The sequence below is a fragment of the Arenimonas sp. genome (assembly GCF_019459675.1).
Taxonomy (GTDB): domain Bacteria; phylum Pseudomonadota; class Gammaproteobacteria; order Xanthomonadales; family Xanthomonadaceae; genus Arenimonas.
The window spans coordinates 1-12,785 of record NZ_JAIBFH010000365.1 but is presented as its reverse complement, the minus strand read 5'-3'; the positions used below and the strand labels follow the sequence as shown (position 1 = coordinate 12,785).

14 protein-coding genes are annotated in these 12,785 nt (G+C 69.7%); 7 read left to right on the top strand and 7 right to left on the bottom strand.

Annotated elements, in window-relative coordinates; translation table 11 throughout:
• Window positions 1-104: 104 nt before the first annotated feature.
• A complete protein-coding gene (locus tag K0M70_RS12175) occupies window positions 105-1,433 on the bottom strand; it encodes a DEAD/DEAH box helicase (protein ID WP_290782312.1) in 1,329 nt (442 codons plus the stop codon).
• Window positions 1,434-1,723: 290 nt separating this feature from the next.
• Here K0M70_RS12175 and K0M70_RS12170 point away from each other — a divergent pair, with 290 nt between their 5' ends.
• The 3 genes from K0M70_RS12170 to K0M70_RS12160 are packed head-to-tail and all read left to right on the top strand — an operon-like array spanning window position 1,724 to window position 3,200.
• The gene (locus K0M70_RS12170; protein WP_290782311.1) at window positions 1,724-2,275 is read left to right on the top strand and encodes a YkvA family protein; all 552 of its coding nucleotides are present in this window, start codon (window positions 1,724-1,726) and stop codon (window positions 2,273-2,275) included.
• A gap of 41 nt (window positions 2,276-2,316) precedes the next feature.
• Window positions 2,317-2,802: an acyl-CoA thioesterase gene (locus K0M70_RS12165; RefSeq protein WP_290782310.1), complete on the top strand. Its 486-nt coding sequence runs from the start codon at window positions 2,317-2,319 to the stop codon at window positions 2,800-2,802.
• Window positions 2,799-3,200, top strand: coding sequence for a YbaN family protein (locus tag K0M70_RS12160; protein WP_290782308.1), 402 nt, complete (start codon window positions 2,799-2,801; stop codon window positions 3,198-3,200). Before K0M70_RS12165 ends, K0M70_RS12160 begins: the two co-directional genes overlap by 4 nt.
• Here K0M70_RS12160 and K0M70_RS12155 read toward each other — a convergent pair.
• Window positions 3,197-3,688 carry a C40 family peptidase gene (locus tag K0M70_RS12155; RefSeq protein WP_290782307.1) on the bottom strand — a complete coding sequence of 164 codons (492 nt, stop codon included), beginning with the start codon at window positions 3,686-3,688 and terminating at the stop codon, window positions 3,197-3,199. The genes K0M70_RS12160 and K0M70_RS12155 overlap by 4 nt on opposite strands.
• Window positions 3,689-3,807: 119 nt before the next feature.
• On the opposite strand from K0M70_RS12155, the gene K0M70_RS12150 reads away from it, so the two are divergent.
• The 4 genes from K0M70_RS12150 to hutG all read left to right on the top strand — a co-directional run bounded on the left by K0M70_RS12150 (window position 3,808) and on the right by hutG (window position 7,746).
• Window positions 3,808-4,287, top strand: a complete 480-nt coding sequence (locus K0M70_RS12150; protein WP_290782305.1) for a peptidylprolyl isomerase — start codon at window positions 3,808-3,810, stop codon at window positions 4,285-4,287.
• Between the two features lie 125 nt (window positions 4,288-4,412).
• On the top strand, window positions 4,413-5,663 hold the full coding sequence (locus K0M70_RS12145) for a DUF418 domain-containing protein (RefSeq protein ID WP_290782303.1): 1,251 nt from the start codon (window positions 4,413-4,415) through the stop codon (window positions 5,661-5,663).
• Window positions 5,664-5,703: 40 nt separating this feature from the next.
• A complete protein-coding gene (locus K0M70_RS12140; RefSeq protein ID WP_290782300.1) occupies window positions 5,704-6,966 on the top strand; it encodes an FAD-dependent oxidoreductase in 1,263 nt (420 codons plus the stop codon).
• A gap of 3 nt (window positions 6,967-6,969) precedes the next feature.
• A complete protein-coding gene (hutG, locus tag K0M70_RS12135; RefSeq protein WP_290782298.1) occupies window positions 6,970-7,746 on the top strand; it encodes an N-formylglutamate deformylase in 777 nt (258 codons plus the stop codon).
• A gap of 14 nt (window positions 7,747-7,760) precedes the next feature.
• On the opposite strand, the gene K0M70_RS12130 is transcribed toward hutG, so the two are convergent.
• The 5 genes from K0M70_RS12130 to K0M70_RS12110 form a co-directional block, all read right to left on the bottom strand.
• Window positions 7,761-8,585, bottom strand: a complete 825-nt coding sequence (locus K0M70_RS12130) for a hypothetical protein (RefSeq protein ID WP_290782296.1) — start codon at window positions 8,583-8,585, stop codon at window positions 7,761-7,763.
• Between the two features lie 281 nt (window positions 8,586-8,866).
• A complete protein-coding gene (locus K0M70_RS12125) occupies window positions 8,867-10,852 on the bottom strand; it encodes a carboxypeptidase-like regulatory domain-containing protein (protein WP_290782293.1) in 1,986 nt (661 codons plus the stop codon).
• Window positions 10,849-11,640 carry a hypothetical protein gene (locus K0M70_RS12120; RefSeq protein WP_290782291.1) on the bottom strand — a complete coding sequence of 264 codons (792 nt, stop codon included), beginning with the start codon at window positions 11,638-11,640 and terminating at the stop codon, window positions 10,849-10,851. The genes K0M70_RS12125 and K0M70_RS12120 overlap by 4 nt, the downstream gene beginning before the upstream one ends.
• Window positions 11,640-12,107, bottom strand: coding sequence for a hypothetical protein (locus tag K0M70_RS12115; protein WP_290782289.1), 468 nt, complete (start codon window positions 12,105-12,107; stop codon window positions 11,640-11,642). The genes K0M70_RS12120 and K0M70_RS12115 overlap by 1 nt, the downstream gene beginning before the upstream one ends.
• Window positions 12,104-12,785: hypothetical protein (locus tag K0M70_RS12110; protein ID WP_290782286.1), on the bottom strand; the 682-nt coding region annotated here is incomplete at its 5' end. The genes K0M70_RS12110 and K0M70_RS12115, both read right to left, overlap by 4 nt.

The following is a 12,785-nucleotide window of genomic DNA, read 5'->3' as shown; positions in this document are numbered from 1 at the left end:
CCTCGCTTCCGCGGTGCCGCCGGCACCGTAACCACCCACTTGGGTGAAGAACCAATAAAAAAGGCCCGCCGAAGCGGGCCTTTCATGACAGCGAGGGGCAGGGATCAGCGCGCGGTGCGGGTGCTGTCGCCGCGGCCGCGGCCACCGTCGCCACGCGCGCCGTCACGCGGGCTCTTGGGGCCGGCGTGCGCGTGGCGCTCGCCGGTGCCCACGTGCGGGCGGCGGGCGTGGCGCTGCGGCGGACGCTGGCCGCCGGCCGGGCGGCCCGACGGCGCGTCGTTGCCCATGCGGATCGGGCGCTGCGGCGCGTAGCCTTCCACCACCACCATTTCGATGTCGGCCTTCAGCACGCGCTGGATGGCGCGCAGCAGGCCGCCTTCGTCCGAGGACACCAGCGAAATGGCTTCACCCGAAGCACCGGCGCGGCCAGTGCGGCCGATGCGGTGCACGTAGTCTTCCGCGACCATCGGCAGGTCGAAGTTGATGACCATCGGCAGCAGCGGGATGTCGAGGCCGCGGGCCGCAACGTCCGTGGCGACCAGCACCCGGGCCTTGCCCGACTTGAAGTCGCGCAGGGCCTTCAGGCGCTGGGCCTGGCTCTTGTTGCCGTGGATGGCGACCGAGTTGATGCCGGCGTTGTCCAACTGCTCGGAAAGACGGTTGCAGCCGTGCTTGGTGCGGCCGAACACCAACACCTGGTCCTGGTAACGCTTGGACAGGATTTCCAGCAGCAGGTCGCGCTTGCGGCTGGCGTCCACCGGATGGACGATGTGGGTGACGTTGGTGGCTACGGCGTTGCGCACCGAAACCTGCACTTCCTTGGGGTCGCGCAGGAACTCCATCGCCAGCTTCTTGATGGCGTCTTCGAAGGTGGCCGAGAACAGCAGGGTCTGGCGGCGCGACGGGATCTTGGCCATCACGCGCTTGATCGCGGGCAGGAAGCCCATGTCCAGCATGCGGTCGGCCTCGTCCAGCACCAGGATCTCCACGTGCGAGAGGTCCACGCTGCGGCGCTCGAGATGGTCGAGCAGGCGGCCCGGGGTGGCCACCAGGATGTCGACGCCGCGGCGCAGCGCGTCGATCTGCGGCTGCATGCCGGCGCCACCGTAGACGGTGGTGCTGGCCAGGCGCAGGTGCTTGCCGTAGGCGCGCAGGCTGTCGTGCACCTGCACGGCCAGCTCGCGGGTCGGGGTCAGCACGAGGGCGCGCGGCTTGCGCGGGCCGGACTGCGGGCCGGCCTGGGCCAGGCGGTGCAGCAGTGGCAGCGAGAACGCCGCCGTCTTGCCGGTGCCGGTCTGGGCGCCGCCCATCAGGTCGTGGCCGGCCATGACCAGCGGAATCGCTTCGGCCTGGATCGGGGTGGGGTTGGCGTAGCCGAGTTCGGCAAGCGCACGGTTCAGCTCGGGCGCAAGCCCAAGGGTTTCAAAAGACATGGTGGTACTCCGTTGTGTAACCCGGAGCGTTCCCTGAAACCGCGCTGCGAGCTGGTGAAGCTGGTTTTACGGCAGGGCCCAAGTCGGGCCTGACGGGTTTGCGCAGCGAAAGGCGTGCGGAGTGGGGCCAGACGCAGGACGAGCGGACTCGAGACCTGGGTGGCGGGCATACCGGGGGAAAACGGTCAGCCGTGCAGCAAACTGGGCGAAGGGTACGCGAAACCCGCCCGCTGAGCCAGCAATACCTATGGCAGGTGAAGGATCCGTTCAGGCTGGCTAGCATCCGGGTCATGAAAATCACCTTCGAACTCGACGCGGGCGACATTGACCGCTTCCACGATGCGCTGGCTCGCGCCGAGCGCCGCGTGGCCTGCGCGGACGAGTGCGACATCGTGGACGCCGCACGGCATGCTTTGGGCCACCTGCCCATCGCCGCCGCACCGGGCTACATCCGTCGCCAGATCGAGGCCGTGGCCGGCCTGCTGGCGATGGTCGAGGACGACGCCTGGGCGCTGCCGCCGCCCGAGCGCACGCAGGTGCTGCGGCTGCTGGCCTATTTCAGCGATCCCGACGACCTGATCCCGGACGACGTGGAGGTGATAGGACTGTTGGACGACGCGATCATGCTCGAGCTGCTGATGAAGCAGGTCCGGCACGTGGTGGCCGCTTACGCCGAATTCACCGAGGCGCGCGCGGGCTTGCCGGCAGCGGCGGACAGCGCCCAGCGCATCGCCCTGGCCCGCACCGTGGCCCGCTTGCGCGCGCGCCTGCATGCGCGCATGCGGCGCCGGACGGTCCGTGATGCCGTGGCCGGCATCGGCGCTGCCGGGCTGGGGGGCTAGAATCGCCCAGGTGCCGCGCAGCGCGGCGAAGAGGTAACCGCATGAGTGGCGCACAGCGTGAGTTGACCTTCCGCTTCCTGGCCGAGCCCACCGACGTGAACTACGGCGGAAAGGTCCACGGCGGCGTGGTGATGAAGTGGATAGACCAGGTGGGCTACGCCGCCGCCGTCGGCTGGAGCGGCCGCTACAGCGTCACCGTGGCCGTGGGCGGCATCCGCTTCGTGGCGCCCATCCGCACCAGCGACCTGGTGACCGTCACGGCCAAGCTGGTCTACACCGGCACCAGCAGCATGCACTTCGCCATCGACGTACGCGCCCGCGACCCGATGCACGACGGCGGCGACCGCCTGTGCACGCACTGCGTGATCGTGTTCGTGGCGCTGGACGGCGTGGAGGGTAAGCCCGTGGCCGTGCCGGCATGGCGACCGGAAGATCCCGACGACCGGCGCCTGGCCGAATACGCGCTCAAGGTGATGGCCCTGAGCAAGGACATCGAGCAGGCCGTGGCGAGCCTGCGCGAGGCATGATTTCAGCGCAAAGGCTAAGGCGTTGGCTCTGGCTGTGCCTGGCCTACGCGGCGCTCGCGCTGGGCATCATCGGTATCTTCCTGCCGGGCCTGCCCACCACGCCCTTCGTGCTGCTGGCCGCGTACGCTGCGGCCAACGGCTCGCAGAAACTGCATGCCTGGATGTTGGCCCACCGCCTTTACGGCCCGATGATCCGCGACTGGCAGGCCAGCGGCGCGGTCAGCCGCCCGGCCAAGCGCTGGGCCGTCGGCACGATGGCGCTGTGTTCGGTGATCTTCTTCGTCACCGCGCCGCGCTGGTGGATGGCCGCCATCGGCACCGCCATCATGGCCATCGTCGGGATCTGGCTGTGGTCGAGGCCCGAGCCCGGACCGTTGGCCGCCGAAAACAGCGATTAATCAAGCACGCGGCGGGCGCCGGCGTAGTGGTCGCGCCAGTAGGGGCCGTCCACGCGATCCAGGCGGACCGTGCCGCCGGTGCTGGGCGCATGCACGAAGCGGCCTTCGCCGACATAGATGCCGACATGGAAAACACTCTTGCCCTTGCCGAACAGCACCAGGTCGCCCGAGGCAAGCCGGTTGCGCGGCGGCGTGGCGGCCTGGAAGCGGGCGATTTCACCGGTGGTTCGCGGCAGGCTCAGGCTGGCGGCGTCGCGGAATACATAGCCCACCAGGCCGCTGCAGTCGAACCCACCCTCCGGGGTGTTGCCGCCCCAGCGGTACGGCGTGCCCACCAGCCCCAGTGCGCGGATCAGAACGTTGTTGGCGCGGTAGGGATCGGCCGGCGCCACGTCGGTGATGGCCAGGCCCGGGCCGCCGGCCGGTGCGGGCGCGCGCTTGGGAGCTGAAGAACAGGCGCCCAGCGCCATCACCAGCAGCAGCGCCACGCCCCAGGCGCCGGGAACTGGCGCCGGGACGGAACCGCCGGGATAATGCGCGCTCGCTTTCACGGGCCGAGTCTGCCCGATCCCGCCGGTCGCGTCACCGGCCCTTTCCCGGAAACCCCATGAAGATCGAGAAGAACCACGTCGTCCGCTTCCACTACACCGTGTCCGAACCCGGCCAGCCGCCGGTGGAAACGTCCAAGGACCGCGAACCGCTGGCCGTGCTCATCGGGCATGGCAACATCATCCCGGGCCTTGAGAACGCCATGATCGACCACGTCGCCGGCGACAGCTTCGAAGCCACGGTGGAGTCGGACCAGGCCTATGGCGATCGCCAGGAAGGCCTGGTGCAGCGCGTACCGAAGAAGCACTTCCGCGAAGCCCGCCTGCAGCCCGGCCAGCAGGTGGTGCTCAACAGCTCCGCCGGTCCGCGGGCAGTGACGGTGGTGAAGGTGGGCGGCACGGTGGTGGACGTGGATCTCAACCATCCGATGGCCGGCAAGACCCTGCACTTCCAGGTCGAGATCGTCGACGTACGCGCCGCCGAGCAGGTTGAGATCGACCACGGCCACGTTCACGGCGAGGGCGGCACGCAGCACTGACGCGCGAGCCAGCGGTTGGCGACGGCCCGCTTCGGCGGGCCGTTTCGTTGGTGTGCCTGCGTTTGCCTTGCGGCAGCGGGGTGGCTTGACCATGATGGCCCCGTCTTTCCCGGAAACCCGCAACGATGAGCGACGCCGCCCGCATTTCCCCCGTTCCAGCCCAAGAGCGCCTGGTGCTGCTGGACGTGCTGCGCGGCTTCGCGCTGCTGGGCATCTTCCTGATGAACATCGAAGGCATCGTGGCTCCCTTCGAGACCGCCGTTACCGGCATCGATCCGTCCCACACGGGCATCCACTACTGGGTTGATGCGCTGGTGTACGTGCTGGTGCAGGCAAAGTTCTACCCGCTGTTCTCGATGCTGTTCGGCATGGGTTTTGCGCTGATGATGGCCCGCGCCGCCGACGCCGGGCGGCCATTTGCCGGGCTTTACCTTCGGCGCACGCTGGCCCTGTTGGTGTTCGGCCTGCTGCATCTCGCTTTTGTGTGGACCGGCGACATACTCAACACCTACGCCCTGCTGGCCTTCGCGATGCTGCTGCTGTTCCGCGAAACGCCGGTGTCGCGCCTGCCCAAGTGGGGCGTGGGCCTGATGCTGGTGCCGCCGCTGATGCTGGTGCTGGGCGGTGCGGCGATGAGCTTGGCGGCGGGCATCCCCGAAGTCGCCGCGCAGATCGCCAAATCCGAGGCGGAATCGCGCGCCGGCCTGGCCGCCTATCTGCAGGACCAGCAGCTGGCCTATGGCAGCGGTACGTTCATGGAGGCCACGCACCAGCGGCTGCTGGCGATGCCGACCGCACTGGGCGCGCTGCTGATCTACGGCTGGCAGATCCTGGGCCTGTTCCTGCTGGGAAGCTGGTTCGTGCGCAGCGGCGCCATGGCGCGGCCCCTGGACTTCGCCCGGCTGTTCTGGCGCCTGCGGTGGGTAGCGCTGCCGATCGGCCTGGCCATCACACTGGCGTCAGTGCTGCTCAAGCCCACGCTGGACCTGGCCACGATGGACCTGCGCCAAGGCAGCGCCATGGCCCTGCAAATGATGGGTGGCACGTTGATGTGCCTGGGCTACCTGGCCTGGATCGTGCGCGCGATGGATTCGGCGAAGGCGGCGGCGCGCCTGGCCTGGCTGGCGCCTGCGGGGCGCATGGCGCTCACCAACTACCTGGCTCAGTCGGTGGTGTCGGTCTACGTTTTCTACGGCTACGGGCTGGGCTATTTCGGGCAGCTGCCGCGGGCGGGGCAGGTGCTGTACGTGCTGGCGTTCTTCGTCGTGCAGGTGCTGCTGAGCCGGGCCTGGCTGGCGCGCTACCGGTTCGGGCCCATGGAGTGGCTGTGGCGGGCGCTGACCTACCTGCAGCTGCCGCCGATGCGGCGCGGATGAGCCCTGCGGGGCGTGCGGGCGCGAGGGGTAGAATGACGCCATGAGCGACGATGACGCGGAAGTCCTGATACTTGGTGGAGGCGTGATCGGACTGGCGTGCGCGCATTACCTGCTGGCCGAAGGTCGATCGGTGCGCCTGCTGGAGCAGGGCCGGGTGGGCGGCGCCGCGTCACACGGCAACTGCGGCACGCTTACGCCCAGCCATTCGCCGCCGCTGGCGGCGGCGGGCATGGTGGGGCAGGCGCTGCGCTGGATGCTCAGTCCGTCGGCGCCGCTGTACATCAAGCCGCGCTGGGACCCGGCGCTGGCGAAGTGGCTGTTGGCGGTCGCGGGTCGATGCAATGCCCGCGACTGGCGTGCAAGCGGCCTGGCCAAGGGCGCGCTGCTGAACCTCTCTCGCGCCCTCACCGAGGACTTGGTGTTCGGGCAGGACCTGGACTGCGGCTTCCGGGCCAGCGGCTTCCACTACGTGTTCCGCAGCGCCCGTGCGCTGGAGCGGCAGCAGCGCGACCTGCCGCTGCTGGCCGAGATGGGCATCCGTGCCAGCGTGCTGGACGGCGCGGCGCTGGCCGCCGACGAGCCTGCGCTGCGGCCCGGCATGGCCGGCGCCATCCATTTCCCCGGCGACGCCCAGCTGCGTCCCGACCGCTACACCGCCGAACTGGCGCGCGTGGTGCGCGAGGCGGGCGGCGTGATCGAGGAGGGAGTCAGCGTCACCGGGTTTGAAAGCGGCCGCCGCGGCATCGATGCCGTGCTGACCAACGAGGGCCGGCGCACCGGCGGCAAGGTGCTGATGGCCATGGGCGCGTGGTCGCCGCAGTTCGCCCGCAGCCTGGGGCTGGCCATCCCCATCCAGCCGGGCAAGGGCTACTCCATCACCTACGACCGCCCCGCCGTCGCGCCGCGCCGGCCGCTGGTGCTCAAGGAGCGCAGCGTCTGCGTCACGGCCTGGGACGACGGGTTCCGGCTGGGCAGCACGATGGAGTTCAGCGGCTACGACGACCGCCTCAACCGCACGCGGCTGGCGGCGCTGGAACGGGGCGCCGCCGAGTACCTGCACGAGCCTGCGGGCCCGCACAAGCGCGAAGAATGGTGTGGCTGGCGGCCAATGATGGTCGACGACCTGCCGCTGCTGGGGCGTTCGCCGCGGCACAGCAATCTTTGGCTGGCCACCGGCCACGGCATGATGGGCATGGGCATGGCCGCGGGCACCGGCCGGGTGATCGCCGACTTGATGCTGGGCCGCGCGCCGCCGATCGACCCGGCGCCCTACGCGCCCTCCCGTTTCGCCGCGCAGGCCTGAGCGATGGACGTCTTCACCCTGCACCGAGGCACCGCACCGCTGTTGATCAGCCTGCCGCACGATGGCATTGCGTTGCCCGAGGACCTCGCCATCCGCATGACGCCACAAGCGCGCGGCGTGCCCGATACCGACTGGTTCGTCGGCCGCCTTTATGATTTTGCGCGGCAGCTCGGGGCGTCGCTGCTGGTGCCGGTTTACTCGCGCTACGTCGTCGATCTCAACCGGCCTCCCGACGACCTGTCGCTCTATCCGGGCCAGAACACCACCGGCCTGTGCCCGCTGCAGCGATTCACCGGGGAGCCGATCTACCTGCCCGGGCAGGCGCCATCGTCCGCCGAGGTGGCCGATCGCGTAGAGCGCTACTGGCGGCCGTACCACGATGCGCTGGGCGCGGAACTGGCCCGCCTGCGCAGCCTGCATGGGCGGGCGCTGCTGTGGGAGGGCCACTCCATCCGCAGCACGCTGCCGTTCCTGTTCGAAGGCCGGTTGCCCGACCTCAACCTGGGTACGGTGGCCGGCACCAGCTGCGCGCCGGCAATGCAGGGGCGGCTGGAGGCCGTGCTCTCGGCGCAGTCCGAGTACAGCTGGGTGGCGAACGGGCGTTTCAAGGGCGGATACATCACGCGCCACCACGGGCGTCCGGCCGAGGGCGTGGATGCGGTGCAGCTCGAGCTGGCTCAGTCCACCTACATGGATGAAGCCACGGGGCGCTACGACGCCTCGCTTTCGCAGCGGCTGCAGGGCTTGGTGGGGTCTTTGCTGAAGGCCGCGCTGGCCTGACGCGACCGGTGCAATCAGTCCGCTGCCGCCACGCGGGTGCCGGGGCGATGCCGGGGGTCGAAGAAGCAGATCGCTTGCCCCGCTGCGACCTGGCTCCGCTGGTCGCAGCCGGCCTGCGTGGCGGCGCGCGCGTCGAAACCCTGCAGGCCGATGGTGGCCTGGGCGCCCGCGCTGTCGTCCACCGACGCGTACTGCAGCGCAATGGCGTGGCTGGCGTGGTACAGCACCGCCTGGGCGCGCAGCGGCCGGCTGCTGGGGATCGGGTCCACCCGTTCGAAACCGTTCCACTCCACCACGGTGCAGGCTTCCGGCCGACCCCCGGCGCTGGTGCGCGGGCAGTCGGGGAAATAAGCCTGCCGCAGCTCACCGCCGGCGCGCGGGCGCAGGTCGTCGTGGTAGACGTAAATGCGGTTCTGGCTGGCCGAGGCGTTGTCGGCGCGCATCGGCAGGCTGCAGTCGTTGCTGAAGTCGGTGGCGTCTTCCACGGCCAGTGACTCGGCGGCGGCCAGATAGCCGTTGCCCGAAACCACCAGGGCGCTGACGGGTGACTGGTAGAGCTCGAACGGTTCGGCCAGGGACAGCACCGCGCCACCGTCGTCACTGGCCGTATCCGCGCGCACCAGCTTAAGGGTGACCGGCGCGCCGGACTGGGTGAGGTCGATGTAGTCAAAGCCGCAGGCCGCTGACGTCGGGCCATTCAGCACGGTGTAGGCGTAAGGGCGCGATGCGCTGCTGGCCCGCTCGCTGGCCTGCAGGCCCACGGCCAAGGCCGCCGCGATGGCCAGCCCAGCCAGGGTGAGGATGAGGGGCTGCGTAGGGCCGCCCTTGCCTGGGGACATCATGGGTTTCTCGCGGGGCGGCGTTGGGCGTGTGGCATGGGTACTGGCCTTGGCCGCCCGGGTGGGCGTGGGAATCATTGGGAAAAGCCAAAGCAATAATCGTGCCGGGCGGCCAGCGCCTGCAGCGGCGCCCGGTTGGCTGGCTTCAAGCTTTTGTTTTCAAGCGCTTGGCCGGAAACCACGCGGCTTCGGGGTGCCTGGGGCGCCTGCCTGCCGAGGTCGGAAGGTGACGGGGTTGACGTATCGCGACAGGTTTCGCGACCCGCCATCCCGGGCGTGTTTCAGCGCTGTCGTCGGGCGCCGAAGTCCACCCGCTGCGTCTCGCGCACGGCAACGTCCACCGTTCGCCTGTCGGTCACTTCATCGATGAACCAGGGCAGGGGCAGGTTGTCCGGGATGACGGTAACCACGTGTTTGCCCACCGAGACGCGGGTGAACTCGTAGTAGCCGTCGCTGTCGGTGCGCACCGAGTAGCGGCCGTCCAACAGCACCGTGACGTTGGCCGCCGGCTGCTCGGACGCGGCGCGCTGGCCGTCGGCGTTTTCGTCCAGGAAAAGATGGCCGGCGACGGTTCCCACCGCGCCACCCGGCGCGCCGCCCAGCACCGCGCCGACCGTGCCGGCGCGGCGCTGGTAGCGAAGGCTGACGAAGAGCGAGCGGTCGCGCGGGATCTCGATGAAATCGTCCGGGGCCAGCGGATCCAGGATGAAGGGAGATCGCCGCGTGCCGCGGTTTTCATAAAGGCTGCCCACCACCGACCAGTCGCGCGACAGCTGCCAGCTCAGGTTCAAGTTCAGGTCGGTGCCGCGGAACGCATCGGGGCCACTGGCGTCGCTGTAGCGCGCGCTGCCGTCCAGGCTGACGCGGTCACCGAGGTTGAAGCCGCCGATGGCGGCCACGGACGTGGTGTCGGTGGCCGGCTCGCCGTCGTACGACAGTGAGCCATAGCCCAGCGAAAACGACAGCCGGGTGCCCTGGCGCATCGGCAGTGCGTGGTCGATCTTGGCTTCCCAGCTGTTGTTGCTGGCGCCGCCGTTGTCCACCTGGTCAAGCTGCAGGCGCGTCTGGCCCCAGCGGTGGCCGCGCTCGACGAACAGCTGGGTGCTGTAAGCCGTGGAAGCGGCCGATTCACGAACGTACAGGCCGCCACCCAAGCCGGTGCGCGTACTGGCCTGGTAGCGCGCAAAGACATTGGCGTAGCTGCCTTCGAAGCTGTTGCCCGACACCGAGTCGATGCTGTCCAGGCCGACGTTCCAGGTCCATCGCGCGTACGAATAGCCAATGCGGTAGTAGGCGCCCTGGGCGTCGTTGGCGATCGGCAGCGCGCCCCAGGCCAGGCCGGGATCGAGGCGGAACAGGCCGTAGCGGTGGCTGAACCGGCCGCGGTCCGCGGTGGCGTCCAGCCAGCCGCCCGTCGCGTCGCCCAGGTCGCCCGTGCTCGACTGCAGGGTGAGGGTGGCGGCATTGCGCGCGTTGCGCCATCCGGTGGCGGCCAGCAGGGCGCTGGTCTGGCGGTCGTCCAGCAGCACGCCGCCGTCGCCGGCGGGGATCAATCGGCCATCGGTGCTCATGGCAGCCAGGGCGCCGGTCCACTGCGGGGCCCATTGCCACTGCATGCCCGCCGTGCCGACATTGCCATCGGCCAGGTCGAAGCCGACCACGCGCGCGCCGTCGAAGACGCCGCCGCGCCCGTATCCGCCCATCAGCTGTAGGCCGCTGCCCTCCCGGCGCCAATCGGTACTGGCGCCCGCGAACGGCACGCTGGGCAGGATGAAGCGGTACTGGTCGCGCAGAAGCGAGGGCAGCGCGGTGTTCTGCACGCCCAGGCCGTTGTCGCCGCGCCAGCCGCCGTCGAGATACAGGCCACGCTGCCACAGCGTGGCGTTGCCGCCCCAGGCCTGGTCGCCAGTGCGCTGGCGGTCCGAGTGCAGCAGGGTGGCGTCAAGCGAAAACGCGCCCAGGTCGGTCGTTTCCCAGAAGCCACCCAGCGCCAGGCCCTGTTCGTTGAAGCTTTCCCCGCCCCGGTCGGTGCGGCTCAGCAGCAGCTGCACATCGATGGATCGGGGCAGGCCGCTGGTGTCCACGGCGGCATCTTCGTCGGGCGGCAGTTCCTGCAGGCTGCCGGCGTCGATCACGCGGTCCTGGTAAGGCGCGGGCTCGCCGTCCACGGTCGCCGGTGCATCGGCCTGCGCCGAGGCCTGTCCCACGAGCACGGCGCATAGACCGATGGCCCAGGCCAGCGGGTGGCGCGCCAGCGTTGCGGTCATTTGGCTACTTCGGCGTCGATATCGAGGCGCAGCGGCGGCGCCTCCAGCCGGCCCTTGATGCGCAGCGGGAAGACCAGCACCGGCTCGGCGGCGTTGGGACCGTCGCCCAGCGGCAGCAGGGCGATCTCCCGCGTGGCGCCGGGCAGGATGGGGTCGGCCGATGGCGACACGGTGATGCGCTTGCCGTTGCCGTCGATGGCGTCGAGGAAGCCGCCGAGCCGGGCGTGGGCATTGCCTGAATTACGGACGCTCACCAGGGGCAGGTCGCGGCCGTTGACGCTGGCCACCCGGGTGCCCAGGTAAGTGAGCACCGGCGCACCGTCGCCAATGGTGAGGTAGACGATGACGCCGATGCGGCCCGCCACCTGCAGGCCGCCCTCGGGCAGCGCCGTGGGGTCGCCTTCGATCATGATGGCGAAACGGCATTGACCTGAAGGTGCGTCGGCGGGCACGGCCACTTCGAAGCGATAGCGGCGGCGGCCATTGGCCGGGACCTGTATCTGCGCGGCCTCGATGCCGACCCAGGGCCGGCAGCTGCCGGGGGCCAGTTCGTAGGCGAACGCCGCCGTGCCGTCGGCGTCAAGCGACCAGTCGGCGGTACGGAAATTGAAGCGGGCGGCCTGGTCGGAGTCGTTGGTGATTTCCAGCACGTTGCGGAAGGTCGTGCCGGCCTTGGCGCTTTCTTCAAAGCGGGGCGGCGAAACCTGCGCGGCGAAGCCCTGCGCGGCCGCGCCTGAGGCGACCAGCAGACCGAGCAGGACCAGCAGTGCGCGCGGGTACAGGTGCATCAAGGGGACTCCAGTTCGATCTCGAACGAGAAGGTGATTTGCGAATAGTCGGGCATCCGGTCGCCGTCAGCGCGCAGGGTGAGCTGCAGCGTGTCTTCCAGGCGGTCGGTGAGGACGGTGCCGGAGTAGACCAGGGTGCGTTCACCGTCGCGCAGGATGCCGGGCTGCAGCACGCCGCGGCTGGTCCAAGTGGCCTGGATCGGGCCGGCGGGCTGGGGCGGCAGCTTCTTGTAGATGCGGGCGTTGCGACCCACCCACGGCGACACATCCAGGCGCACCAGCACGGTCAGTTGGCCGGTCATGCCCGAGGACTGCCCGCGCTGGGGAATCACCGAGTCCCACTTCATGCGCACGTTGCCGCCCAGCACCTGGCTGGCGGAATCGTCCACCGGGTAAGTCTGGGCAAAAGCGGTGGGTGCCGCGGCCAGCAGCAGCGCCAAGGCAAGCAGGCGCGACCGCCGGGTCATGGTGCGGTGATCGTGTAGGTGACGCGGTTGGTGTAGGTGCCTGCGCCCACGACGTCGGCATTGGCGTAGCTGAAGGAGAAACAGCTCTCGTTCCACGAATTGCGGCCAAAGCTGGCCACGGCCTGGCCGGTACCGGTGAAGCTGCCGCTGGCGAAGGGCTGGCCCGGGCCGTCGCCGTTGCCGCTGCTGGTCCAGCTGATCTGCGACATCGCAATGGTGTCGCCGGCGGCATTGGTAAGGTTGGCCGCGTAGTTGGCGCGCACCGTGGCCGTGGCCGCGGCAGCATCGGCCGGCAGGCGCATGAAGGCGCCGATGTACACCTGGCCGGCGTTGCAAAAAGCGAAGTTGTCCAACTGGCTGACCAGGTTGCCGTTGCCGCTCATCGCCTGGGGAACGCCAGTTCCCACGGCGTTGGCGTTCAATGTCACTGACACGGTGTTGACCGTGGTGACGTTGGTGGGCGTGCCGCCGGCAGAGTACCGGCCGCCGCCGCCCGACATGCCGCCGGTGCCGACGCGAAGATAGACGGCGCGTGTGCCGGAGTTGATGCCCACCGTGTAGGCGCTGACGCAGGCCGGGAAAAACGCAGTGGCCAGCAGGAACAGGCCTCCTGCGGTTTTCCGGGCATGGGTCATGGCGAACTCCTTGGGGGGGGGCGGGGGGGGGGGGGGGGCGGGG

What these genes read in the sequence shown, in the direction of transcription:
- K0M70_RS12175 (WP_290782312.1), bottom strand. Translation starts at nt 1,433, where the DNA reads ATGTCTTTTGAAACCCTTGGGCTTGCGCCCGAGCTGAACCGTGCGCTT.
- K0M70_RS12115 (WP_290782289.1), bottom strand. Translation starts at nt 12,107, where the DNA reads ATGACCCGGCGGTCGCGCCTGCTTGCCTTGGCGCTGCTGCTGGCCGCG.
- K0M70_RS12160 (WP_290782308.1), top strand. Translation starts at nt 2,799, where the DNA reads ATGATTTCAGCGCAAAGGCTAAGGCGTTGGCTCTGGCTGTGCCTGGCC.
- K0M70_RS12130 (WP_290782296.1), bottom strand. Translation starts at nt 8,585, where the DNA reads ATGTCCCCAGGCAAGGGCGGCCCTACGCAGCCCCTCATCCTCACCCTG.
- K0M70_RS12165 (WP_290782310.1), top strand. Translation starts at nt 2,317, where the DNA reads ATGAGTGGCGCACAGCGTGAGTTGACCTTCCGCTTCCTGGCCGAGCCC.
- K0M70_RS12145 (WP_290782303.1), top strand. Translation starts at nt 4,413, where the DNA reads ATGAGCGACGCCGCCCGCATTTCCCCCGTTCCAGCCCAAGAGCGCCTG.
- K0M70_RS12120 (WP_290782291.1), bottom strand. Translation starts at nt 11,640, where the DNA reads ATGCACCTGTACCCGCGCGCACTGCTGGTCCTGCTCGGTCTGCTGGTC.
- K0M70_RS12170 (WP_290782311.1), top strand. Translation starts at nt 1,724, where the DNA reads ATGAAAATCACCTTCGAACTCGACGCGGGCGACATTGACCGCTTCCAC.
- hutG (WP_290782298.1), top strand. Translation starts at nt 6,970, where the DNA reads ATGGACGTCTTCACCCTGCACCGAGGCACCGCACCGCTGTTGATCAGC.
- K0M70_RS12125 (WP_290782293.1), bottom strand. Translation starts at nt 10,852, where the DNA reads ATGACCGCAACGCTGGCGCGCCACCCGCTGGCCTGGGCCATCGGTCTA.
- K0M70_RS12140 (WP_290782300.1), top strand. Translation starts at nt 5,704, where the DNA reads ATGAGCGACGATGACGCGGAAGTCCTGATACTTGGTGGAGGCGTGATC.
- K0M70_RS12150 (WP_290782305.1), top strand. Translation starts at nt 3,808, where the DNA reads ATGAAGATCGAGAAGAACCACGTCGTCCGCTTCCACTACACCGTGTCC.